The 21,809-nt window shown below is 62.2% G+C and carries 21 protein-coding genes; 13 read left to right on the forward strand and 8 right to left on the reverse strand.

The genetic code is table 11. The annotated features are described in order from the left end of the window. Positions 1–13: 13 nt before the first annotated feature. Genes ftsX through ftsY form a run of 3 tightly spaced genes read right to left on the reverse strand, consistent with a single transcriptional unit; the run spans position 14 to position 3,137 of the window. The gene (ftsX, locus tag AC1M7R_RS09555; RefSeq protein ID WP_072390257.1) at positions 14–1,033 is read right to left on the reverse strand and encodes a permease-like cell division protein FtsX; all 1,020 of its coding nucleotides are present in this window, start codon (positions 1,031–1,033) and stop codon (positions 14–16) included. Continuing rightward, on the reverse strand, positions 1,030–1,701 hold the full coding sequence (gene ftsE / locus AC1M7R_RS09560; RefSeq protein WP_053148274.1) for a cell division ATP-binding protein FtsE: 672 nt from the start codon (positions 1,699–1,701) through the stop codon (positions 1,030–1,032). Before ftsE ends, ftsX begins: the two co-directional genes overlap by 4 nt. Next, entirely contained in the window at positions 1,698–3,137 is a 1,440-nt protein-coding gene (gene ftsY, locus AC1M7R_RS09565) for a signal recognition particle-docking protein FtsY (protein ID WP_072390260.1), read from the reverse strand. The genes ftsE and ftsY overlap by 4 nt, the downstream gene beginning before the upstream one ends. A gap of 333 nt (positions 3,138–3,470) precedes the next feature. Between ftsY and AC1M7R_RS09570 the strand changes: the two genes are divergently transcribed. Genes AC1M7R_RS09570 through AC1M7R_RS09585 form a run of 4 tightly spaced genes read left to right on the forward strand, consistent with a single transcriptional unit; the run spans position 3,471 to position 7,947 of the window. Further along, complete coding sequence (locus tag AC1M7R_RS09570; protein ID WP_072390264.1) at positions 3,471–4,826, forward strand: M16 family metallopeptidase; 1,356 nt, start codon at positions 3,471–3,473, stop codon at positions 4,824–4,826. Then, positions 4,819–6,309: a M16 family metallopeptidase gene (locus tag AC1M7R_RS09575; RefSeq protein ID WP_490610376.1), complete on the forward strand. Its 1,491-nt coding sequence runs from the start codon at positions 4,819–4,821 to the stop codon at positions 6,307–6,309. Before AC1M7R_RS09570 ends, AC1M7R_RS09575 begins: the two co-directional genes overlap by 8 nt. Then, on the forward strand, positions 6,309–6,920 hold the full coding sequence (gene rsmD, locus AC1M7R_RS09580; RefSeq protein ID WP_072390280.1) for a 16S rRNA (guanine(966)-N(2))-methyltransferase RsmD: 612 nt from the start codon (positions 6,309–6,311) through the stop codon (positions 6,918–6,920). Before AC1M7R_RS09575 ends, rsmD begins: the two co-directional genes overlap by 1 nt. Positions 6,921–6,948: 28 nt before the next feature. Continuing rightward, the gene (locus tag AC1M7R_RS09585) at positions 6,949–7,947 is read left to right on the forward strand and encodes a hydrolase (protein WP_490610377.1); all 999 of its coding nucleotides are present in this window, start codon (positions 6,949–6,951) and stop codon (positions 7,945–7,947) included. A gap of 54 nt (positions 7,948–8,001) precedes the next feature. Here AC1M7R_RS09585 and AC1M7R_RS09590 read toward each other — a convergent pair whose 3' ends face one another. After that, positions 8,002–8,856, reverse strand: a complete 855-nt coding sequence (locus AC1M7R_RS09590) for a sulfurtransferase (RefSeq protein WP_072430902.1) — start codon at positions 8,854–8,856, stop codon at positions 8,002–8,004. Between the two features lie 35 nt (positions 8,857–8,891). Next, entirely contained in the window at positions 8,892–9,563 is a 672-nt protein-coding gene (locus tag AC1M7R_RS09595) for a TetR/AcrR family transcriptional regulator (RefSeq protein WP_072390284.1), read from the reverse strand. Positions 9,564–9,711: 148 nt separating this feature from the next. Here AC1M7R_RS09595 and AC1M7R_RS09600 point away from each other — a divergent pair, with 148 nt between their 5' ends. From AC1M7R_RS09600 to AC1M7R_RS09620, 5 genes are all read left to right on the forward strand, one after another. Then, a complete protein-coding gene (locus tag AC1M7R_RS09600) occupies positions 9,712–11,142 on the forward strand; it encodes a coniferyl aldehyde dehydrogenase (protein ID WP_490610378.1) in 1,431 nt (476 codons plus the stop codon). A gap of 26 nt (positions 11,143–11,168) precedes the next feature. Beyond that, positions 11,169–11,702 (forward strand): twin-arginine translocation pathway signal protein, encoded by a 534-nt coding sequence (locus tag AC1M7R_RS09605; RefSeq protein ID WP_072390290.1) that lies wholly within the window; start codon positions 11,169–11,171, stop codon positions 11,700–11,702. Between the two features lie 66 nt (positions 11,703–11,768). Further along, a complete protein-coding gene (locus AC1M7R_RS09610; RefSeq protein WP_165888079.1) occupies positions 11,769–13,364 on the forward strand; it encodes a GMC family oxidoreductase in 1,596 nt (531 codons plus the stop codon). A 115-nt stretch (positions 13,365–13,479) separates the two neighbouring features. Next, positions 13,480–13,959, forward strand: coding sequence for a pantetheine-phosphate adenylyltransferase (gene coaD / locus AC1M7R_RS09615; protein ID WP_072390296.1), 480 nt, complete (start codon positions 13,480–13,482; stop codon positions 13,957–13,959). 144 nt (positions 13,960–14,103) lie between these two features. Further along, positions 14,104–14,355, forward strand: coding sequence for a YfhL family 4Fe-4S dicluster ferredoxin (locus AC1M7R_RS09620; RefSeq protein ID WP_009683359.1), 252 nt, complete (start codon positions 14,104–14,106; stop codon positions 14,353–14,355). 105 nt (positions 14,356–14,460) lie between these two features. On the opposite strand, the gene AC1M7R_RS09625 is transcribed toward AC1M7R_RS09620, so the two are convergent. The 3 genes from AC1M7R_RS09625 to AC1M7R_RS09635 are packed head-to-tail and all read right to left on the reverse strand — an operon-like array spanning position 14,461 to position 16,559. Then, on the reverse strand, positions 14,461–14,781 hold the full coding sequence (locus AC1M7R_RS09625) for a multidrug transporter (RefSeq protein ID WP_072390300.1): 321 nt from the start codon (positions 14,779–14,781) through the stop codon (positions 14,461–14,463). 56 nt (positions 14,782–14,837) lie between these two features. Next, positions 14,838–15,650: a bifunctional DNA-formamidopyrimidine glycosylase/DNA-(apurinic or apyrimidinic site) lyase gene (gene mutM, locus AC1M7R_RS09630; RefSeq protein ID WP_072390303.1), complete on the reverse strand. Its 813-nt coding sequence runs from the start codon at positions 15,648–15,650 to the stop codon at positions 14,838–14,840. A gap of 39 nt (positions 15,651–15,689) precedes the next feature. Further along, complete coding sequence (locus AC1M7R_RS09635) at positions 15,690–16,559, reverse strand: HDOD domain-containing protein (RefSeq protein ID WP_072390306.1); 870 nt, start codon at positions 16,557–16,559, stop codon at positions 15,690–15,692. Positions 16,560–16,831: 272 nt separating this feature from the next. On the opposite strand from AC1M7R_RS09635, the gene AC1M7R_RS09640 reads away from it, so the two are divergent. The 4 genes from AC1M7R_RS09640 (at position 16,832) to AC1M7R_RS09655 (ending at position 21,702) form a co-directional block, all read left to right on the forward strand. Further along, positions 16,832–18,028, forward strand: a complete 1,197-nt coding sequence (locus tag AC1M7R_RS09640) for a class I SAM-dependent rRNA methyltransferase (RefSeq protein ID WP_072430907.1) — start codon at positions 16,832–16,834, stop codon at positions 18,026–18,028. Between the two features lie 443 nt (positions 18,029–18,471). Beyond that, on the forward strand, positions 18,472–19,554 hold the full coding sequence (locus AC1M7R_RS09645) for a SagB family peptide dehydrogenase (protein ID WP_072458564.1): 1,083 nt from the start codon (positions 18,472–18,474) through the stop codon (positions 19,552–19,554). Beyond that, positions 19,551–20,504 carry a diiron oxygenase gene (locus AC1M7R_RS09650; protein WP_072390319.1) on the forward strand — a complete coding sequence of 318 codons (954 nt, stop codon included), beginning with the start codon at positions 19,551–19,553 and terminating at the stop codon, positions 20,502–20,504. The genes AC1M7R_RS09645 and AC1M7R_RS09650 overlap by 4 nt, the downstream gene beginning before the upstream one ends. After that, positions 20,497–21,702, forward strand: coding sequence for an MFS transporter (locus tag AC1M7R_RS09655; protein ID WP_072390322.1), 1,206 nt, complete (start codon positions 20,497–20,499; stop codon positions 21,700–21,702). The genes AC1M7R_RS09650 and AC1M7R_RS09655 overlap by 8 nt, the downstream gene beginning before the upstream one ends. The last annotated feature ends 107 nt before the right edge of the window (positions 21,703–21,809 follow it).

Genomic DNA, 21,809 nt, shown 5'->3' on the forward strand with positions numbered 1-21,809 from the left:
CGCGCAAAAAACACTATTTTGGCGCAAGCTCACGCAAGTGGCGTGCGACCGCAATCCATGCACCGATATAACCCAACAGCACCGCGCCAAGCAAGAGCGACAGACCGTCGGCGACTGGCACTCCGGCCAGCGCGAAATCACTGCCGTACAAACCGGCCAGTCCCACTACCGCATCGTTCAGCCAGTCCAGGCCGAACGCCAATACTCCCCAGGACAGAATCCCGGCGCCGAAGCCATATAGCGCGCCCATGTACAGGAAGGGCCTGCGTACATAACTGTCCGTACCGCCGACGAGTTTAATCACTTCTATCTCGGTGCGGCGGTTTTCAATATGAAGACGAATGGTATTGCCTATCACCAAAAGTAATGCAGAAACCAGAAGCACCGTCAGGCCGAAGACAAACCGGTCGCCGAGCTTGAGTATCGCCGCAAGACGCTCGACCCAGACTAGATCAAGTTGCGCCTGTTGTACCTTCGGCAATTCGGAAAGTCTTTGTCTTAATGCTTCAAGGGTCGGTTTATCGACCTCTTTCGGCGTCACCAGCACCACACCCGGCAACGGGTTTTCCGGCAGTTCCCTGAGGGCTTCGCCCAGGCCGGACTGCTGCTGGAACTCTTCCAGTGCCTGTTCGCGGCCGATGTACTCGGCATCGGCGACCCCCGGCATGACCTTGATCTGTTCGCGCAACGCCTCGCCCTCGGCCGGCGTCGCCTCCAGTTGAAGGTAGAGGGAAATCTGCGCCGCGCGCTGCCAGGAGCCTCCGAGACGCTCCACGTTGCTGAGCAATAACGACAGGCCCATGGGCAAGCTCAGGGCGACGGCCATGACCATGCAGGTAAAGAAACTACCGATTGGCTGCTTGCCCAGGCGCCGCAGGCTGTCGAGCAGGCTGGCGCGGTGACTCTCGATCCAGGCATGCAGCAGCGTGGCGAAATCCGGACCGTCGTCATCGTGTTTTTTCTTTTGCGGCGCAGGCTCGGAGGCTTTTGGTGCCACGCGCTCGGCCACTTTGGGGCTGCGGGTCGCACTCATACGCCAGCCTCCCCGTCACCGATCAGGCGGCCACGCTGCAAGGTGAGCATGCGGTGACGCATGCGCGCAATCAGAGCCAGGTCGTGACTGGCAATCAGCACACTGGTGCCCAAACGGTTGATATCTTCGAATACGCCCATGATTTCCGCCGCCAGTCGCGGGTCGAGGTTACCGGTGGGTTCGTCCGCCAGCAGCAACGCCGGACGGTGAACGATGGCGCGGGCAATGCCGACGCGCTGTTGCTGGCCGGTGGACAGGTCGCCGGGATACAACTCGGCCTTGTCCGACAGGGCCACGCGCTCCAGGGCCGAATCCACGCGCTTGCTGATTTCGGCCTTGGACAGGCCCAGGATCTGCAACGGCAACGCAACGTTGTTGAATACAGTGCGATCGAACAGCAACTGGTGGTTCTGGAATACCACGCCGATCTGCCGCCGCAGGAACGGAATCTGGGCATTGCTGATGGTGCTCAGGTCCTGGCCGGCCAGCAACAACTTGCCGCTGGTGGGCCGCTCCATCGCCAGCAACAGGCGCAGCAGGGTACTTTTACCGGCGCCGGAATGGCCGGTGACAAACAGAAACTCGCCTCGACGTACCCGAAAGCTCAGCTCATGCAGGCCGACGTGACCGTTCGGATAGCGTTTACCGACCTGTTCGAAACGAATCATGAATGCTCCCGCTCGGCAAACAGCGCCTGGACAAAGGGCTCGGCTTCAAAGGTGCGCAAGTCATCGATGCCTTCACCCACACCGATGTAGCGGATGGGCAAGCCGAACTGCTTGGCCAGGGCAAAGATCACCCCGCCCTTGGCGGTGCCGTCCAGCTTGGTCAGCGCCAGCCCGGTCAGCTCGACGGTCTGGTTGAACTGCCTGGCCTGGCTGATTGCGTTCTGGCCAGTACCGGCGTCCAGTACCAGCAGCACTTCATGGGGCGCGTCGGCATCGAGCTTGCCGATCACCCGGCGAACCTTCTTCAATTCTTCCATCAGATTGTCTTTGGTGTGCAGGCGACCGGCGGTGTCGGCGATCAGTACATCGATGCCACGAGCCTTGGCGGCCTGCACGGCATCGAAGATCACCGAAGCGGAATCGGCACCGGTGTGCTGGGCAATCACCGGGATCCTGTTGCGTTCGCCCCAGACCTGCAGCTGTTCGACCGCAGCGGCGCGGAAGGTATCGCCGGCGGCGAGCATTACCTTCTTGCCCTCCAGCTGCAGCTTCTTGGCCAGCTTGCCGATGGTGGTGGTCTTGCCGGCGCCGTTGACGCCCACCACCAGGATCACGAACGGCTTGTTCTGCGAAGCGATCACCAGCGGCTGTTCCACCGGTTTGAGCAGGTTGGCCAGCTCGCCTTGCAAGGACTTGTACAACGCGTCGGCATCGGTCAACTGCTTGCGGGCGACCTTCTGGGTCAGGCTCTGGATGATCACCGACGTCGCCTCGACGCCCACGTCGGCGGTCAACAGGCGGGTCTCGATATCGTCCAGCAAATCGTCATCGATGACCTTCTTGCCCAGGAACAGGCTGGCCATGCCTTCGCCGATACTGGCGCTGGTCTTGGACAGGCCTTGCTTGAGGCGGGCGAAAAAGCCGACCTTGCTCTGCTCGGTGACGGGTGCCGGCTCGACGAGAACCGGCGCTTCAGCCGGAGCGGGTACCGGCTCAGGAACAGGCTGGGCGACAGCGGGCGCTGGGGCGACTACCGCAACCTCGGCAACTTCGGGAACCGGTGCCACGACCGGGGTCGCGGCGACTGGCGCGGGGATCGGCGGCGTGACGTGCGGAGCCTGTACATCCTCCACCAGCCCTACCGGCTCTTCGGCCACCGGCAAGGTCAACCAGGGGGTTTGTCCGGCAGGTGGCGCCAGTGGCTGCTCGGCCACCGGCTCGGCGACGGGCTCAGGCTCAGTCTCGACCGGTTGCAGTACCGGCTCGGCCAATGGCAGAACAATGGGCGCGGCTTCCTCGGCCACGGCTTCGGCGGCAGGCTCGGGTTGTGGCTGTTCGACGACGGTTTCCTGCGGCTTCTTGCGCAGCCATCCGAACAGGCCTTTTTTCTCGCCAGCCGCAGCTGGGGTCTTCTTGTCGTCGTTGGAACCAAACATGGAGGACGGCTATCTCACGGTAGCGACGCGCCACGAGGGCGCCTCGGTGATAAATATTCGATGCTGAACAGACTGTGTTTCGTCCAGCTTGTTCACGCGCAACATTTTGTCCAAGTGTTCCCGGAACACCTCGACCTTGATTTTTTCGAAGGACTGGCAAGGCATCGTCGGCGAAAACGCTGCGATCAACGATCAAACCCGACACTTCGTCGGTACGTCCACCCGACAAAAGGCCCAATAGGCGTGGCCGCCAGTAAAACGGACCAGTATCCTAGCACCCTCTCGCCCGCCGACGCTAAGACATGGCGGGCAACCCAACAGGTTTAAACACGAATGAATGCTCTCGCCCGCCGCGCCGCAGGCCTGCTGCTCAGCGCAGTCTGCCTGCCCTTTTCAGCCTTGGCTGCCGATCCACAACCCACTCATGAATTCATGCTCGACAACGGCCTCAAGGTCGTGGTGCGCGAAGATCACCGGGCTCCGGTGGTGGTGTCCCAGGTCTGGTACAAGGTCGGCTCCAGTTACGAGACACCGGGCCAGACCGGCCTGTCCCATGCCCTGGAACACATGATGTTCAAAGGCAGCGAAAAAGTCGGCCCGGGCGAAGCCTCCCTGATCCTGCGGGACCTGGGCGCCGAAGAGAACGCCTTCACCAGCGACGACTTCACCGCGTACTACCAGGTGTTGGCCCGGGACCGCCTGGGCGTGGCCTTCGAGCTGGAAGCCGACCGCATGGCCAGCCTGCGCCTGCCACCGGAGGAGTTCAGCCGCGAGATCGAGGTCATCAAGGAAGAACGTCGCATGCGCACCGACGACAAGCCGATGTCCAAGGCTTATGAGCGCTTCAAGGCCATGGCTTACCCGGCCAGCGGCTACCACACGCCGACCATCGGCTGGATGGCCGATCTGGACCGGATGAAGGTCGAGGAACTGCGACACTGGTACCGATCCTGGTACGCCCCGAACAACGCGACCCTGGTGGTGGTCGGCGACGTGACACCGGATGAGGTCAAGTCACTGGCCCAGCGTTATTTCGGCCCGATTGCACGACGCGACGTCCCTGTGGCGAAAATCCCCCTGGAGCTGGGCGAACCCGGCGAGCGCCAGATCACCCTGCATGTGCAGACCCAACTGCCCAGCGTGATGATGGCCTTCAATGTGCCCAGCATCGCCACCGCGACGGACAAACGTTCGGTCAATGCGTTGCGTCTGATCTCGGCCCTGTTGGACGGCGGCTACAGCGGTCGGATCCCGACCCAACTGGAGCGCGGCGAGGAGCTGGTGTCCGGAGGCTCGTCGAGCTACGACGCCTACACCCGGGGCGACACGCTGTTCACCCTGTCGGCCACACCCAATACCCAGAAGAACAAGACCCTGGCCCAGGCCGAAGCGGGTCTGTGGCGCTTGCTTGAACAACTGAAAACCACCGCGCCGACCGCCGACGAACTGGAGCGCGTCCGTGCCCAGGTCATCGCCGGCCTGGTGTATGAGCGCGACTCGATCACCAGCCAGGCGACCGCCATCGGCCAGCTGGAAACCGTCGGCCTGTCCTGGAAGCTGATGGACACCGAACTTGCCGAACTGCAAAGCGTGACCCCGCAAGATATCCAGAAGGCAGCCCAGCTGTATTTCACCCGCTCGCGCCTGAGCGTCGCGCACGTCCTGCCCGAGGAGAAAGCTCATGAGTGAGCGCAAACCATCCCGCCTGCTGCTGATCGGCCTGGTGTCGATCGCCCTGGTCGGCGCCCTGGCCTTTTATCTGTCACCATCGAGCAGTACGGACGCCAGCCAGGCATTGGACAAGGCCAGGTCCGGTAACAAACTGCAATCGCTGTCCGAACTCGATGACAAGGCACCCAGCCGCCGTCAGCTTGACGTACAGACCTGGAAAACCGCCGACGGCGCCAAGGTATTGTTCGTCGAAGCCCGGGAATTGCCGATGTTCGACCTGCGCGTGACGTTCGCTGCCGGCAGCGGCCAGGATGGCGATGCGCCTGGCCTGGCGACGCTGACCAACGCCATGCTCAACGAAGGCGTGGCCGGCAAGGATGTCAGTGCCATTGCCCAAGGCTTCGAAAGCCTGGGCGCGGACTTCGGCAATGGCGCCCACCGGGACATGGCCCTGGTGTCGCTGCGCAGTCTCAGTGCGCTGGACAAGCGAGAGCCGGCGCTGAAGCTGTTCGCCGAAGTCGTCGGCAAACCGACCTTCCCAGCCGACTCTTTCGAACGCATCAAGAACCAACTGCTGGCCGGCTTCGAGTATCAGAAACAGAATCCGGGCAAACTGGCGGGCCTGGAACTGATGAAACGACTCTATGGCGATCATCCATATGCCCATTCCAGCGATGGCACCGCCCAAAGCATTCCGTCCATCACCCTGGCCCAGGCCCGCGCCTTTCACGCCAGGGCCTATGCAGCCGGCAACGCGGTGATCGCCCTGGTGGGGGACCTGTCCCGCGCCGAGGCCGAGGCGATTGCCAACCAGGTGTCCGCCGCATTGCCCAAGGGCCCGGCCCTGGCGAAAACGCCGCCACCAGTGGAGCCGAAAGCGAGCCTCGGGCACATCGAATTTCCGTCCAAGCAAACCAACCTGATGCTGGCGCAACTGGGCATCGACCGGGACGATCCGGACTTCGCGGCCGTGTCCCTGGGCAACCAGATCCTTGGTGGCGGCGGTTTCGGCACCCGGTTGATGACTGAGGTCCGGGAAAAGCGCGGCCTGACCTATGGCGTGTATTCCGGTTTTACTCCCATGCAGGCTCGCGGTCCGTTCATGATCAACCTGCAGACCCGTGCCGAGATGAGCGAAGGTACGCTGAAACTGGTGCAGGACGTGTTCGCCGACTACCTCAGGAACGGCCCGACGCAGAAAGAACTCGACGATGCCAAGCGCGAGCTGGCCGGCAGTTTTCCGCTGTCTACCGCCAGCAACGAGGATATCGTCGGTCAGCTCGGCGCCATGGGCTTCTATGACTTGCCATTGAGTTACCTCGAGGACTTCATGCGCCAGACCCAGGCGTTGACGGTCGAAGAGGTCAAGGCCGCGTTGAACAGACACCTGAGCATCGACAAAATGGTCATCGTCACCGCCGGCCCGACCGTGCCGCAAAAGCCGCTGCCAGCCCCCAATGACAAACCCGCCGAGCAGCCGCTCGGGGTTCCGGAGCACTAATGGCCCGCCCATCGAATTCCAGCAAGAAACCCGTTCATAACGGGATCAACCAGCTACGCATCATCGGCGGCGAGTGGCGCAGCCGCCGCTTGAGCTTTCCCGACGCGCCAGGCTTGCGCCCGACGCCGGACCGGGTACGCGAAACCCTGTTCAACTGGCTGGCACCCTATGTGCCGGGAGCCCGGGTGCTCGATCCGTTCGCCGGCAGCGGCGCCTTGTTCCTCGAAGCGCTGTCCCGTGGCGCGGCCATGGGCCAGGCGCTGGACGCCAGCAGCCTGGCCGTCTCCAGCCTCAAGGAACACCTGGGCACCCTGCGCTGCACCGTCGGCCAGGTGCAGACGGCCGATGCATTGCGTTACCTGGAGAGCCAACCGGCCACGCCATTCGACCTGGTATTCCTCGATCCGCCGTTCAACCAGAACCTGCTGCCGAGCGTGTGTGCCCTGCTCGAAGAACGCCAATGGCTGGCCGAGGATGCCTGGGTCTACACTGAAAGCGAGACCGCCCCTTCAACCCTGGGCTTACCAGCCAACTGGCGCTTGCATCGCGAACAGAAGTCCGGACGGGTGTTTTACGCATTGTGGCAACGTATGGCAGCCGCCGTTGGCTGAACGGCTGGCCCGTGTATCGAGAATGATCGTGTCCGCCGCATCCGAACGTTTCATGCCCGCCCGGGGCCTGGGCAATCCGCACTTGCAGACCTTGTGGGGACCACTATGGCGCAAGAGCGTCCCCATCCAGCGCGAGCGCGAACGCCTTTGGCTCGAGGACGGCGATTTTCTCGACCTGGACTGGCATGGCCCCCACAGTGCCAAGGCACCCTTGGTGCTGGTGCTTCACGGGCTGACCGGCTCCTCCAATTCGCCTTACGTAGCCGGCTTGCAACACGCTCTCGGCCAACAGGGATGGGCCAGTGTCGCGCTGAACTGGCGCGGCTGCTCGGGGGAACCGAACCTGCTGCCCCGCAGTTATCATTCCGGTGTCAGCGAAGACCTGGCCGCCGCCATCACCCACTTGCGAACCCGACGTCCCCTGGCGCCCCTCTTCGCGGTAGGCTACTCCCTGGGCGGCAACGTACTGCTCAAGCATCTGGGGGAAACCGGCAACGACAGCCAGTTGCTGGGAGCGGTGGCGGTTTCGGTGCCGTTTCGCCTTGACCAGTGCGCAGACCGCATCGGCCAGGGGTTCTCCAGGTTTTACCAGGCGCATTTCATGCGTGAAATGGTGGCCTATGTGCGCAACAAGGAACGCCGCTTCAAGCACGACGGACATCATGAGGGGCTGGCGGCCCTGTCGGCGCTGGGCCCGTTGGAAAACATGCGCACCTTCTGGGATTTTGACGGACGGGTGACGGCACCACTGCATGGTTTTTCCGACGCCTCCGATTATTACCGTCGTGCTTCCAGTCGCTATTTCCTGGGCGGGATTCGTACGCGAACCCTGGTGATCCAGGCCGCCGACGATCCCTTCGTATTTCCCCACAGCCTGCCCGAGCCCGGCGAGCTGTCAGCTTCCACCCGCCTTGAACTGCACGCCCAGGGCGGACACGTAGGGTTCGTCGACGGAACCTTGCGGCGTCCCGGATACTATCTGGAACGACGCATTCCTCATTGGCTGGCGAGTCTGGGCCAGACATGATCCGTCGCGGCCCGGGCCCTCTGCCGATTCCCTTTCAATCTTGCGGCAGGCGAGTCACTCGCCCTTGGCCACGCCTCGCTGCGGATCATTGATCCATTCGCTCCAGGAGCCGGCGTACAACCTGCCCAACGGATAACCCGCCAGGCACAAGGCGAACAGGTTGTGGCACGCCGTTACGCCGGAGCCACAGTAGGCCACCAGCCCGGCGGGCGATCGCTCGCCCAGTTGATCGGCGAAACGCTGCTTGAGCCGACCGGCGGGCAGGAAACGTCCCTGCGCGTCCAGGTTGTCGGTGAACGCAGCACACTGAGCCCCCGGGATATGGCCGGCCACCGGGTCGATCGGCTCGACTTCGCCCTTGAATCGCGGCAAGGCCCGGGCATCCAGCAAGGTCATCTCCGGCTGGCCCAGGCGTTTTTCCAGCTCTTGGGCGCCAAGCAGCAAGGTCATATCCGGCGAACCGCTGAAGGATCCGCGTCCCGCTGCCGGTGGATCGAGGCTCAAGGGCAGACCGGCGGCATGCCAGGCCTTGAGCCCGCCATCGAGGATGTAGAGACCATCGCGCTTGCCCAGCCAGACCAGCAGCCACCAGGCCCGGGCGGCATAGGCTCCGGGGCCATCGTCATACAGCACGATGTCGCTGTCATGATCGATGCCCCAGGCCCGGAAGCGCTCGATCAAGGCTTCAGGCTCCGGCAATGGATGGCGCCCGGTCATACCCTTGATCACCGGCCCGCTCAGGTCCCGTTCGAGGTCCGCGAACGAAGCCCCGGCGATATGCCCCTCCGCGTAACTACGTTGGCCGTAATCGGGGTCTTCCAGGGCAAAGCGGCAATCGAGGATCACCAGCCCGGGCTGCGACCTCCTCTGCTCCAGGGCTTGAGGGCTGATGACTTGCGCGATGGGCATGCTGAAGCTCCTATGGCTGAATCGAGGTCCGAATCCTACTGCCCTTCCTCCAGGGTCTGGGCCAGCGGGACGTAATACTCTTTGAACAGTGCATCCACCGCCTCACGCGCCTCGTCGGTCACGAAGCCGGCCTCCAGCACCAGCACCTGGTACACCCCGCGCTTGATGGCCTGCTCGCTCAAATGACTGGAATTTTCCCTCGTGGTGCACAGAAATCGCACCCAGGACGTCAGGATGATCCAGGCGTTGAGGGTCAGGGATTCGATCTGCACACGGTCCATCTTCAGGATGCCGGCCGCGACGAAGCCTTCGTAGATGGCAGTGCCGTGGATCAGGCAGCGCTGGGAAAAACGTCGATAACGGGCCGCGAGGTCTGGATCGCTGTCCAGCAGGTGCTCCAGGTCCCGGTGCAGGAAACGATAGCTCCACATCGCCGACAGCAGTTCCTGCAGATAGAAACGCTTGTCTTCCACTGTGGCAGCCCGGCCCTGGGGCGGGCGCAGGAAGCTGTCCACCAGGTTTTCGTATTCACTGAACAGCACGGCGATGATCGCCTGCTTGTTGGGGAAGTGGTAGTACAGGTTGCCCGGGGACATGTCCATGTGGGCAGCGATATGGTTGGTGCTGACGCTGCGCTCGCCCTGCTGGTTGAACAGCTCGAGGCTGTTTTGAACGATGCGCTCGCTGGTTTTCATTCGTGGGGCCATGGCTTGGGCTTTACTTCGACGAAGGCATTGATCGGCATCTTACGATCTATCGTCTTCGGGACAAACCCATAGCCGCACCGGATGTCATTTGACTTTTTAGAGCATAAACTCTAAAAACACTCACTCCCATAATAATCAGGGCCTGCCAATGCCTGCCGACATCGCTTATCTGCACGAATCCCAACAGAACCTGGATGAGCTGCGGTCGCTCTTCGAGGCACAGCGTCGGGCCTACGCCGCCCATCCGTTGCCTCCGGCAGCCCAGCGCCGACAGTGGCTCAAGGCGCTGCGTGAGGTATTGAGCGACGAACGACAAGCCTTGATCGAAGCCATCAGCCAGGATTTCAGTCACCGCAGCGCCGATGAAACGCTACTGGCCGAGCTGATGCCGAGCCTGCATGGCATCCACTACGCCAGCCGACACCTGCCGGGATGGATGAAACCGTCGAGGCGCAAGGTAGGCATGGCTTTCCAGCCAGCTTCGGCCAAAGTGGTCTACCAGCCGCTGGGCGTGGTCGGGGTCATCGTGCCTTGGAACTATCCGTTGTTCCTGGCCATCGGACCGTTGGTCGGGGCGTTGTCGGCGGGCAATCGGGTGATGCTCAAGCTCAGCGAATCGACCCCGGCCACCGGATTGCTGCTCAAGCAGCTGCTGGCCCGTATCTTTCCCGAGGACCTGGTTTGCGTCGTGCTGGGCGAGGCCGACGTTGGTGTGGCGTTTTCCAGGTTGCCCTTCGACCACCTGCTGTTCACCGGCGCCACCAGTATCGGCAGGCACGTGATGCGGGCCGCGGCGGAGAACCTGACCCCCGTCACCCTGGAACTCGGCGGAAAATCACCGGCCATCGTGTCCACCGACGTGCCCCTGAAGGACGCCGCCGAGCGAATAGCCTTCGGCAAGATGCTCAACGCCGGGCAAACCTGTGTTGCGCCAGACTACGTACTGGTCCCGCAAAATCGAGTCGGCGGATTCGTCGAAGCGTATCGCGAAGCGGTTCGCGGGTTTTATCCGACACTGGCAGACAACCCGGACTACACCGCAATCATCAACGAACGACAACTGGCGCGGCTCAATGGCTACATCAGCGATGCCACGAGCAAGGGCGGGTTGCTGATCGAGCTGTTCGACCAGGGCCAGGGGCGACGCATGGCCCATAGCCTGTTGCTCAACGTCAGTGACGACATGACGGTCATGCAGGACGAAATCTTCGGCCCGCTGCTGCCTATCGTGCCGTATGAGACGCTTGACCAGGCACTTGCCTACGTCAACCAGCGCCCTCGCCCTTTGGCGCTCTACTATTTCGGCTACAACAAGGCCGAACACAAGCGCGTGCTCGACGAAACCCATTCCGGTGGCGTCTGCCTGAACGACACGCTGTTGCATGTGGCCCAGGATGACCTGCCATTCGGTGGCATCGGCCCCTCGGGAATGGGGCATTACCACGGGCACGAAGGTTTCCTGACGTTCAGCAAGGCCAAGGGCGTGCTGACCAAGCAGCGCTTCAACGCCGCAAAACTGATCTACCCGCCTTATGGCAAGCCGCTTCAGAAACTGATCCAGAAGCTGTTTGTCCGTTGACAGCGCCTTGCCGGATAAAAACAACAATGAACCCAAGCCTGACCGATACACCCGCGCTGTCCCGGCGCGGCCTGCTGAAATTCAGCCTCGGTGCCAGTCTCTTCCTGAGCACCGTCAGCCTGGGCGCGTGTTCACCCGGCCACCCAGGAAACGGCCTGGCGGCGCTGCGCGACAGCGACCTGCCGTTTCTGCGTGCGGTGATTCCGGTCATGCTGGAGGACGCCGTGAGCGTCGAGGCGCTCCCGACCGCCACGACCGCCACCCTGCAAAGCCTGGACACCGGCCTGGCTCATCTTTCCCCGGCCACGCTCAGGCTCGCCCGTCAGCTGTTCGACGTGCTTACGCTGGGCATTACCCGAGGGCCGCTGACCGGTGTCTGGGGTGCGTGGGAAAACGCCAGCGCCGATGAAATCCGACACTTTCTCCAGCGGTGGGAAAACAGTTCGCTGGACCTCCTGCGCCAAGGCCATTGTTCGTTGCTGCAAATGGTGATGATGGCGTGGTACAGCCGGGCCGAGGCCTGGGCGAACTGTGGCTATCCGGGCCCTCCCGCTGTCTGAAGCCACTCGAAGGCCGCGCCACGGGGACCTTCATCGCAGTTTCATGACAACAAGAGAGAGCCCGACATGCCCGTACCCGATCCTTTTCGCGAAGGCCTTGCCCGTGGCTGGACCACCTACAACGGTGCCGAACTGACCCAGGACCTGACCCTGGACGCCGACGTGGCAATCATCGGCAGCGGCGCCGGGGGCGCCACCACCGCGGAAATCCTCAGCGCCGCGGGCTACAAGGTCCTGTTGATCGAGGAAGGCCCGCTCAAGACCAGTAACGACTTCAAGCTGCTCGAAGACCAGGCCTACACCAGCCTGTACCAGGAAGGCCTCGGACGGATGAGCAAGGACGGCGCCATCACCATCCTCCAAGGCCGGGCGGTGGGCGGCACGACACTGATCAACTGGACTTCCTGCTTCCGCACACCGGAACAGACGCTGGAACACTGGGCCTCGGAGCACGACGTCAAGGGGCATGGTCCCGCCGACATGGCCCCATGGTTCGAACGCATGGAGCAGCGCCTGGGCGTGGCGCCGTGGCTGATGCCGCCCAATGCCAACAACGACGTGATTCGCAAGGGCTGTGAACGGCTGGGGTACAGCTGGCACGTGATCCCGCGCAATGTGCGTGGCTGCTGGAACCTGGGTTATTGCGGCATGGGCTGCCCCACCAACGCCAAGCAGTCGATGCTGGTAACCAGCATTCCGGCCGCCCTGGACCAGGGTGGCGCGCTGCTTTACCTGGCGCGGGCCGAACGCCTGACCCTGCGCAACGATACGGTCATCGATCTGCAATGCGTGGCGATGGATGAGCGGTGCGTGGCTCCGACCGGACGGCGCATCACGGTCAAGGCGCGACACTACGTACTGGCCGGCGGCGCGATCAACAGCCCGGCCTTGCTGCTGCGCTCCGATGCGCCGGACCCCCACGAGCGCCTGGGCAAGCGTACCTTCCTGCACCTGGTGAATATGTCGGCCGGCCAGTTCGATGAGGTCATCAACCCGTTCTACGGAGCACCGCAATCGATTTACTCGGATCACTTCCAATGGCAGGACGGCGTCACTGGCAAAATGTCCTACAAACTCGAAGTTCCACCCCTGCACCCCGCCCTTGCCGCCACGTTGCTGGGCGGCTACGGCCCGGAGAATGCCCGGCACATGGCCCAACTGCCCTACACCCACGCGATGCTGGCGTTGCTACGGGACGGTTTTCACCCGGACAGCCCCGGCGGCAGCGTGGAATTGCGCGGCGACGGCACGCCAGTACTCGACTATCCGGTATCCGCCTACACCTGGGATGGCTTGCGCCGGGCTTTCCACAGCATGGCCGAGATTCAGTTCGCCGGCGGCGCCCGGGCGGTCATGCCGATGCACGGCGATGCCCGCTATGTGAAGACCCTGGCCGAAGCCCGGACGCTGATCGACGGCCTGGACCTTGCCCTGTTCCGTACGCGCCTGGGCAGCGCCCATGTCATGGGCGGCTGCGCCATGGGGGAGGACCCGAAAACCGCCGTCACCGACAGCCTCGGTCGTCATCACCAACTGAGCAACCTGTCGGTCCACGATGGCTCCCTGTTTCCCACCAGTATCGGTGCCAACCCACAATTGTCGGTGTACGGGCTGACGGCGAAACTGGCGAATTCCCTGGCCGAACGCCTGAAAAACCCATGAAGATCCGGATTATTCGCGACGTCTATAGTGCTGTCTTATCCTACAGGCGACTTGGCCGACCGAGTCGGCTGCGATACCATCCGACTCCCCAACGGACTCCCGCCAGGACGACGCGATGAACCGAGTGTTGTACCCAGGTACCTTCGACCCGATTACCAAGGGCCATGGCGATCTGGTCGAACGCGCCTCGCGCCTGTTCGACCATGTGATCATTGCCGTCGCCGCCAGCCCGAAGAAAAACCCGCTGTTCTCCCTGGAGCAACGCGTGGAGCTGGCCCGCGAGGTGACCCGGCATCTGCCCAACGTGGAAGTGGTCGGTTTCTCGACGCTGCTGGCGCAATTTGCCAAGGAAAAGAATGCCAACGTGTTCCTGCGTGGCCTGCGGGCCGTCTCGGATTTCGAATACGAATTCCAGCTGGCCAACATGAACCGTCAGCTGGCACCTGACGTGGAAAGTCTTTTCCTGACACCCTCGGAGCGCTACTCCTTCATTTCATCGACCCTGGTGCGGGAAATCGCAGCCCTGGGCGGCGATATCAGCAAGTTCGTCCACCCGGTCGTGGCCGATGCGCTGACCGAGCGCTTCAAGAAGTAAGCCCCTGGCTGCGACTCGCCTCGCAGCCTCGCCTTGGGTGACAGTGCAGTCCATCGCGGCCGCGTGCACTGAGCTCGTCAATGCGGCACAATTGCGCACATCCGTTTTCAGATGCCCGGGCCCAGCGCCCCGGCAGGAGCTTGCATGTCCCTGATCATCACCGACGATTGCATCAACTGCGACGTCTGCGAACCCGAATGCCCGAATGAGGCCATCTCCCAAGGCGAAGAGATCTACGTCATCGATCCGAACCTGTGCACCCAATGCGTCGGCCATTACGACGAGCCCCAGTGCCAGCAGGTCTGCCCGGTGGATTGCATCCCGCTGGACGAAGCCCATCCGGAAACCGAAGAACAGTTGATGGCCAAGTACCGCAGGATCACCGGCAAGGCTTGAGCTGGAGGCTCGTAGCATCCGTGCCCGAGCAGGCTCACGCCCACAGGGCGCCAGCCGCGCCTGGCGACAAGGCCATCAGCCACGGCGCGGCAACCCGGTCGCGCCTCAGTCCTGACTCTCGAACCCCTCCCCGACACAGCCCAGGCAGCGCACGAACGTGGCTTTCGCCGGGTCTACCACCAATGCCTTTCCTGCATCGCCAACCCCACCGCCCAGCGCGGTAAAGGGCAACGACACCACGAATGCCCCGGCGCCGATCACTGTGGCGGCGAGCAACAGCGGGCGAGCGATCAGCAAGTCGCCGATCATGGCGTAGGCGGGCGGGTTCTGGATGGTGTAGCGCGGATCACCGCTGCCGGTGTTCGCCAGGGCAGGCAAACCGACACTCAGCAGCAACGCAAGAACGACGGGGCGAAGCAGATTCATGGGGGCGGTCCTTCGGCTAGCCAATATGACTACTGACTATAGACCCTGGGGACGGATCATCTCTGACAGCGCGGGCACCAGACACTCGCACGCTGCCCCAGGCGGATTTCCCTCAGCCCGGTTCCACAGACCTTGCACAGCTCCCCACCCCGGCCGTACACGAACAGTTCCTGCTGGAAATAGCCGGGCTGGCCATCGCCACCGATGAAGTCACGCAGCGTGGTACCGCCGCGTTCGATGGCATGGGCGAGGATGCGTTTGATCTCGATCGCCAGTTTCAGATAACGCGCCCGGGAGATGCCCCCGGCCTCTCGACGCGGGTCGATCCCGGCGGCGAACAGCGCTTCGGTCGCATAGATATTGCCCACGCCCACCACCACGGCGTTGTCCATGATGAACGGCTTGACTGCCATGGAGCGCCCACGGGAGAGCTGGAACAGGCGCTCACCGTCGAAGAGATCGGTCAACGGTTCCGGCCCGAGGCGAATCAGCAGTTCATGGTTGAGCGGGTCGAGGCTCCACAGCATCGCGCCGAAACGCCGAGGATCGGTGTAGCGCAAGGCCAGGCCGGACTCCAGTTCGATATCCACATGCTCATGCCTGGCGGCAGGCATGCCCACTTCCACCAGACGCAGATTACCGGACATGCCCAGATGGCTGATCAACGTGCCCACCTCGGCATTGATCAGCAGGTACTTGGCGCGCCGCTCCACCTGCACGATCCGCTGGCCCGAGAGCCGCACATCCAGATCTTCCGGAATCGGCCAGCGCAGGCGACGATCGCGCACGATCACGCGGCTGACCCGCTGCCCTTCCAGGTGCGGGGCAATTCCGCGGCGGGTGGTTTCGACTTCGGGCAGTTCTGGCATGGATTTCTCGAATGGACGATGGTACGGCGCTATCGGGCCTCAGCGGGTGGCAAGATCGCGGATTTCCTGCTTCTGGGTCTGGAAATCGTATTCCGACAGGCCGATGTAATCGAGCACCAGATCACCGACACAGGCCCATTCGTGGTCCTCGGCCTGGTTACCCAGTACCCGATAGGAAGCGCAGATGTGCTCGGCCATTTTCAGGATCGCCAGCAGATTCTTCAACTGACTGTTGTTGCGCGAGGATTCGTCGCTGAAGATCGCCAGGGCGTTGTGGTGGTTGGCAATGGCCTGGCTGACATGGTCCGGCAGGCGCCAGGACTTGGACGTGTAGTAACCGACCACCGCGTGATTGGTATTGAACAGGCGGTTTTCAGTGTCCACCACCCGGCATTCGGCACTGGCGCTGGCATACGCCTGCTCCAGCACACTCATGTAGTTGGGGAACTGCTTGAGCATCAGCGGCACGCCGCAGTCATGGAACAGGCCCAGGGCATAGGCCTCGTCGCCATTCTCCAGGCCGACACGCTTGGCCAGGGTCAGGCAGGTCATCGCCACGTCCTGGGCCGTATCCCAGAATCGGTTGAGGGTGACGATGGTATCGTCGTGCAGTTCGCCCTTGATCGACTGCGCATTGATCAGGTTGATGATCGAGCGGCTGCCCAGCAGGTTCACGGCGCGCTGGATCGAGGTGATCTTGTTGCGCAGGCCGTAATACGGCGAATTGACGATTTTAAGCAAGGCTCCCGACAGACCGGGGTCCTGGGAGATCAGTTTGGCGATGGTCTCCAGATCCGGGTCAGGCATGTACTGCTCCATCTGCAGATCCACCATGATCTGCGGTTGGGGCGGGACGCTGATGCCTTGCAGGGATTGTTGGATCTGTTCGGCGGAAAGCTCTTTGGACATGGCTGCACACACTCTGGGACAGGCGAGGATTCTACCCCTTCAGGACGGGCTCGACACACCGCCGGGGTCGATCGACGAAACTTTCATTCAGATACAGGCCTAGGTCGGCAGCCAACCCAATCAGCTTGAGGAGTTTTTTACACCACGGCTCGCGGGCCCCGTCCTTTATCCGGGCAAGGCGCGCCCACCAGGCGCCCCGCGTTTCATCGCCCACCTGGCCCGCCGCTCGCTCCGACACGGTATACTCCCGCTCTTTTTTCCGGAGCGACGTCATGTCCCTGCCCAGCCTGCGCCTCAAAGCCAATGCCGACCGCCGCCTGCGCGCCGGTCATCTGTGGGTCTACAGTAACGAAATCGACGTGGCCGCCACCCCGCTGCACGGTTTCAAGGCCGGCGACCAGGCAATCCTCGAAGCCGCCGGTGGCAAGCCGCTGGGCGTGGTCGCGCTGAGCCCGAACAACCTCATCTGCGCCCGGCTGCTGTCCCGCGACGCGAAGCTGCCGCTGGACAAATCCCTGCTGGTACACCGTCTGAACGTGGCGCTGTCGCTGCGTGAACGACTGTTCGACAAACCGTTCTATCGCCTGGTCTATGGCGATTCCGACCTGTTGCCAGGCCTGGTGGTCGACCGCTTCGGCGACATCCTGGTGGTGCAGATCGCATCTGCCACCATGGAAGCCCATAAGGACGATGTGATCGCCGCCCTGACCCAGGTGCTCAAGCCCAGCGGCATCCTGTTCAAGAACGATTCCGCCGCCCGCGATGCCGAAGGGCTGGAACGCTATGTCGAAACCGTGTTCGGCCTGGTGCCGGAATGGGTCGCCCTGGAAGAGAACGGCGTGAAGTTCGAAGCGCCGGTCATGGAAGGCCAGAAGACCGGCTGGTTCTACGATCACCGCATGAACCGTGCACGCCTGGCACCCTATGCCAAAGGCAAGCGCGTGCTCGACCTGTTCAGCTACATTGGCGGCTGGGGCGTGCAAGCCGCGGCATTCGGCGCCAGCGAAGTGTTTTGCGTGGACGCTTCGAGCTTTGCCCTCGACGGTGTCGAACGCAACGCAGCGTTGAATGGCTTCGCTGAAAAGCTGACCTGCATCGAAGGCGACGTGTTCGAAGCCCTCAAGGAGCTCAAGGCCAGCGAAGAACGTTTCGACGTGATCGTCGCCGACCCTCCGGCCTTCATCAAACGCAAGAAAGACCTGAAGAACGGCGAAGGCGCCTATCGTCGCCTCAACGAACAGGCCATGCGCCTGCTGACCAAGGACGGCATCCTGGTCAGTGCCTCGTGCTCGATGCACCTGCCCGAAGATGACCTGCAGAACATCCTGTTGACCAGTGCCCGTCATCTGGATCGCAACATCCAGTTGCTTGAACGCGGCGGCCAGGGACCCGACCACCCGGTGCATCCGGCCATTGCCGAAACCCGCTACATCAAGAGCATCATCTGCCGGCTGCTGCCTAACAGCTGAGTTCCCCCGGCGCGGTCGGCGCTTCGGCCCGCATTGGTTAAATAAAAATCGCAGCCTTGGGCTGCGATTTTTATTTGCATGTCTGAAAAGTTACCTCATACCGAAGTTAATAACGACACAGTTAAATTCTGTATGAACTCTCCCACATTATTACTGGAGCTTTCCTACTCAATCTCCGCTTGCCAAGCATTCATTAAAAACTATGATTGAACAGTCACTTCAAAAGTGACCTGCACTAGAAAACACAACTTGTTCAAACACACTTATTCAAAACAAAGGAGCTGTATCATGAAAGCAATCAATCTGGAAGCTGACAAAATCGCAAACCTGGCCGGCCTGGTTGTTCCAAAAGCCGCCACCAAGTAAGTAAGAAGTAACCAGGGCCGGGGAATGCCGGCACCCCGGCCCTGCCCTGGCTCGTCACACCAGCGGAACCCACCCTCATGCATATAAATCCGTGCCTGTTCATACTTGCCCGCCCGCCGCATCAGGTCGTTTGGAACTACGAGCGCCATACCCAGTTCGAACTGGAACTTCGCTACTCGACACGATTGGCGCAACTTATACAAGACCCATCCACGTTTGATATCAATTATCCCATTGACGCCGACCTGCTGGACGCAGAAATCCTTATCAAGGAAGCAAGAACCCCCACCAAATGGGAATGGGATGAGCTATCCAGAATATTTCATATCGGCACCAAGAACATTCCGTGCGCCGATATCCCCCAAGATGTAAATGAGTGGGCAGCTTTGTATCTGCAACACTGCAACGAGGTGCTCGCTTCACCCATGCCCTCAGCCAGGATCAGCAACCCTCAAGCCGACCGGATCGCCCTGGCCCGCCCCCTGCTCACCGACTTGCAGGACGCTTCGCTGATCCAAACCCTGGTCGGCCGCAGCACGTCCCGTTCATTTCGCGACCAGCCCATCTCGATCGAGCAGGTCAGCACACTGCTTTACCTGTCCCTGGGCTACCTGAACGAACGCCGGGACATCCATGGGGCAGCCGGCCCCGAATCACTGGGCGCAAGACGCAGCAGCCCGTCAGGCGGCGGCCTGAATGCCTGCGAAGGTTATCTTTACGTACGCGACGTGACAGGCCTCGCGCCAGGCCTCTACGCCTATCTTCCGGACGAACATGCCCTGAGCCTGACCGCCTCCCTGCCGGAGGCTCCCCTGGGTCGGCTGCTGTGCGGCCAGCATTTCATCAACCCTTTGCCGTTCGGGCTGTTCATCACCTCACGCTTCGACAAGCTCTGGTGGAAATACGCACACTCCCGCGCCTACCGCATGGCATTCGTCGAAACGGGCCACGTTTCCCAGACATTCCTGATGGTCGCCACGGCGCTCGGCCTCGATACCTGGTTGACCGGCGCGTTGAGCGATCGTGAGGTCGAACGGTTGCTGGGGCTTGAGGACTCCTGTGAGCAACCGCTGTTTTTTGTCGGCTGCGGCCATGGCGACGGGCAGGTGCATTGCAAAGAGCTGACAGCCCTGATCGAACGCCAGGACGCTGTGTCATGACCAACATTTCCTTTGGGCAGTCGCCCCGCTACACCCTTGGCGATTGGGACAACAAGGCCGCAGTGCGTACCCGCAGGGACCACTATCGATTGCCCGACGACCTGGAGCAGCAGCTTTCCAGCCGGGACTGGTTTCCACCGGCCTTCATCCCCTATGTCGAACATCCGCTGGTCCGCCAGGCAGGCCGCGCCGTTGCCCAGCGCCTGGCTGCCAACCACCTCCTGTATTTCCTCGACTACACCACGATGCTCGAACACCGGGTCGTCAATCGCTCGGTAGAAACCATCATCCATGGCGAACTGGCCGTACCGATCCCCCGAAGAATGAAAACCGCGGCCCTGCAGCTCTACACCGATGAGGGCTACCACGCGCTTTTTTCCAACGAAGTGGCCGAGCAGATCGCGAACCTCTATGGCATCGACGACCGCCAGCCGCCCAGGCGCATCAACCGTTTGCTGAGCACGATCGACGCCGCTTCGCCGATGGATCGCCCCCTGGCCTGGCTGCTGCTGGGGTTCGTTTCCGAAACCATCATTGCCCGGGAACTGCTCGCCATCACCCGCAACACCCTGGTCTGCACGGTGTACCGGATGCTCAGGAACCACCTCGAGGACGAGGCACGGCACAGTCGCTACTTCAGCGAGGTGTTCCAGTACCTGTGGTCCGTCCTCGATTCCACGCAGCGCGACCTCGCCGCCGGGATGCTGCTGCATATCATCGGGCTCTATTTCGAGCCCGATGACTCCTGGCTGCTGCGCAGCCTCGCCAGTGTCGGCTTCGATAACCAAAGCTCGCGCCAGATCGTTTCCGGCCTACTGCTGCCAGGCGCCCACGCCCGGCGTGTCCGTTGCGGTGCGGTGTCGACATTCGCGGCCATGAGCGACGCGGGCTTCTTCGACAACGGCCATTACCGGCAGCTGTTCAGCCAGGCGGGGTTTATCGATGGTTGACGCCAGGTCCCCACGCCACACCCGCAAGCCAGCCACTGTGGCTCTATTGCTCACACTGACCCTGCTGGGCGTGTTTCCCATCGATGTGGTACTGCCCTCGTTCCCTGCGCTGTCGGAGCACTTCCAGCGTTCGTCCTCGGACATCGCCCTGTCCGTCAGCCTGTTCGCGGTGGGCATCGCCCTCTCGCAACTGCTGGTGGGTCCTCTCTCCGACGCCCTGGGCCGAAAGGCCCTGTTGCTGGTTGGCATCACGGTCGCGGCCATTGGCGCAACCGGGTGCGTCATCGCTGACGACTACGGGCTCTTTCTGTTTTCCCGAGTCGTCCAGGCATTGGGGTGCGGTTGTTTCGTCCTCTCCCAGGCCTTGATCCAGGATCTCTTTACCGGGCAGGAACAGCAACGATTGCGCATATTCCTGGTGACCTGCGGCGGTGTCTTCATTTCCGTATCCCCGCTGGCTGGCACCGGGTTGCAAGCCTGGATGGGCTGGCAGGGCAGCTTCCTGGTGTTCATCGCCCTGGCAATAGCGGTATTTACAGGCGCTTGCCTTTTGCTGCCGTCTTCTGCGGCAACCTCCCATCCGCAGCGCCTGAGCTTTATCAGCGCCTATCGAAAGGTCTGCGGCGACTTCAGCTTCATGGCCTATTGGCTGACTTCTGCGTTGGCCTTTTCCTGCCACTTTTCCTTCATCGTCATCTCGCCACTGGTCTTCATCGACCAATTGGGGCTGTCACCCGAGGCGTTTTCACTGGCCCTGCTGGGCTACGGGCTGGCCTATATCGGCGGCGGAGCGCTGGCGACGGTATTGAGCAACCGAATCGACTCCCAGACGCAAATCTTCACTGGCCTGGGCCTGATCCTGACGGCAGGGGTGATGATGCTCGGGCTCTCCAGCCACCTGGGCCTGTCGATCACCACCCTCTTGCTGCCCATGATCGTCTGCACTGCCGGAACCACCATTGCCCGGGCGGCGGCCCACACCCGGGCGATGAACCGGTTTCCCGAGCAGGCGGGTACGTCGGCCTCGGCCGGCAGCGTGTTGATCTTCGTCGTCGGCGGACTGACCAGTGCCGTGATCAGCCTCACCCCGCTGGGCCTGCAAACCACCCTGGCCCTGTGCCTGGTACTGCTCAGCCTCCTGGGGCTGGCACTCAATGGGCTGATCCGGCATCGCCACAGGGGGTTGCTGACCGGTTGAATGCCGCCAGTCGTCATCCCGGGCGCCACATTGGCGTCCAATCGGCGCTTTGCGTCATTTCATCCTGACGCCAGCGGTGTAGAATCGGGGCATTCATCGCCATTCAT

Source organism: Pseudomonas sp. MS01C9 (assembly GCF_058202755.1).

What these genes read in the sequence shown, in the direction of transcription:
- ftsE (WP_053148274.1), bottom strand. Translation starts at nt 1,701, where the DNA reads ATGATTCGTTTCGAACAGGTCGGTAAACGCTATCCGAACGGTCACGTC.
- AC1M7R_RS09605 (WP_072390290.1), top strand. Translation starts at nt 11,169, where the DNA reads ATGAACCCAAGCCTGACCGATACACCCGCGCTGTCCCGGCGCGGCCTG.
- AC1M7R_RS09625 (WP_072390300.1), bottom strand. Translation starts at nt 14,781, where the DNA reads ATGAATCTGCTTCGCCCCGTCGTTCTTGCGTTGCTGCTGAGTGTCGGT.
- AC1M7R_RS09595 (WP_072390284.1), bottom strand. Translation starts at nt 9,563, where the DNA reads ATGGCCCCACGAATGAAAACCAGCGAGCGCATCGTTCAAAACAGCCTC.
- AC1M7R_RS09640 (WP_072430907.1), top strand. Translation starts at nt 16,832, where the DNA reads ATGTCCCTGCCCAGCCTGCGCCTCAAAGCCAATGCCGACCGCCGCCTG.
- AC1M7R_RS09620 (WP_009683359.1), top strand. Translation starts at nt 14,104, where the DNA reads ATGTCCCTGATCATCACCGACGATTGCATCAACTGCGACGTCTGCGAA.
- AC1M7R_RS09655 (WP_072390322.1), top strand. Translation starts at nt 20,497, where the DNA reads ATGGTTGACGCCAGGTCCCCACGCCACACCCGCAAGCCAGCCACTGTG.
- AC1M7R_RS09610 (WP_165888079.1), top strand. Translation starts at nt 11,769, where the DNA reads ATGCCCGTACCCGATCCTTTTCGCGAAGGCCTTGCCCGTGGCTGGACC.
- rsmD (WP_072390280.1), top strand. Translation starts at nt 6,309, where the DNA reads ATGGCCCGCCCATCGAATTCCAGCAAGAAACCCGTTCATAACGGGATC.
- AC1M7R_RS09600 (WP_490610378.1), top strand. Translation starts at nt 9,712, where the DNA reads ATGCCTGCCGACATCGCTTATCTGCACGAATCCCAACAGAACCTGGAT.
- mutM (WP_072390303.1), bottom strand. Translation starts at nt 15,650, where the DNA reads ATGCCAGAACTGCCCGAAGTCGAAACCACCCGCCGCGGAATTGCCCCG.
- AC1M7R_RS09575 (WP_490610376.1), top strand. Translation starts at nt 4,819, where the DNA reads ATGAGTGAGCGCAAACCATCCCGCCTGCTGCTGATCGGCCTGGTGTCG.
- AC1M7R_RS09650 (WP_072390319.1), top strand. Translation starts at nt 19,551, where the DNA reads ATGACCAACATTTCCTTTGGGCAGTCGCCCCGCTACACCCTTGGCGAT.
- coaD (WP_072390296.1), top strand. Translation starts at nt 13,480, where the DNA reads ATGAACCGAGTGTTGTACCCAGGTACCTTCGACCCGATTACCAAGGGC.
- ftsX (WP_072390257.1), bottom strand. Translation starts at nt 1,033, where the DNA reads ATGAGTGCGACCCGCAGCCCCAAAGTGGCCGAGCGCGTGGCACCAAAA.
- AC1M7R_RS09570 (WP_072390264.1), top strand. Translation starts at nt 3,471, where the DNA reads ATGAATGCTCTCGCCCGCCGCGCCGCAGGCCTGCTGCTCAGCGCAGTC.
- ftsY (WP_072390260.1), bottom strand. Translation starts at nt 3,137, where the DNA reads ATGTTTGGTTCCAACGACGACAAGAAGACCCCAGCTGCGGCTGGCGAG.
- AC1M7R_RS09590 (WP_072430902.1), bottom strand. Translation starts at nt 8,856, where the DNA reads ATGCCCATCGCGCAAGTCATCAGCCCTCAAGCCCTGGAGCAGAGGAGG.
- AC1M7R_RS09635 (WP_072390306.1), bottom strand. Translation starts at nt 16,559, where the DNA reads ATGTCCAAAGAGCTTTCCGCCGAACAGATCCAACAATCCCTGCAAGGC.
- AC1M7R_RS09645 (WP_072458564.1), top strand. Translation starts at nt 18,472, where the DNA reads ATGCATATAAATCCGTGCCTGTTCATACTTGCCCGCCCGCCGCATCAG.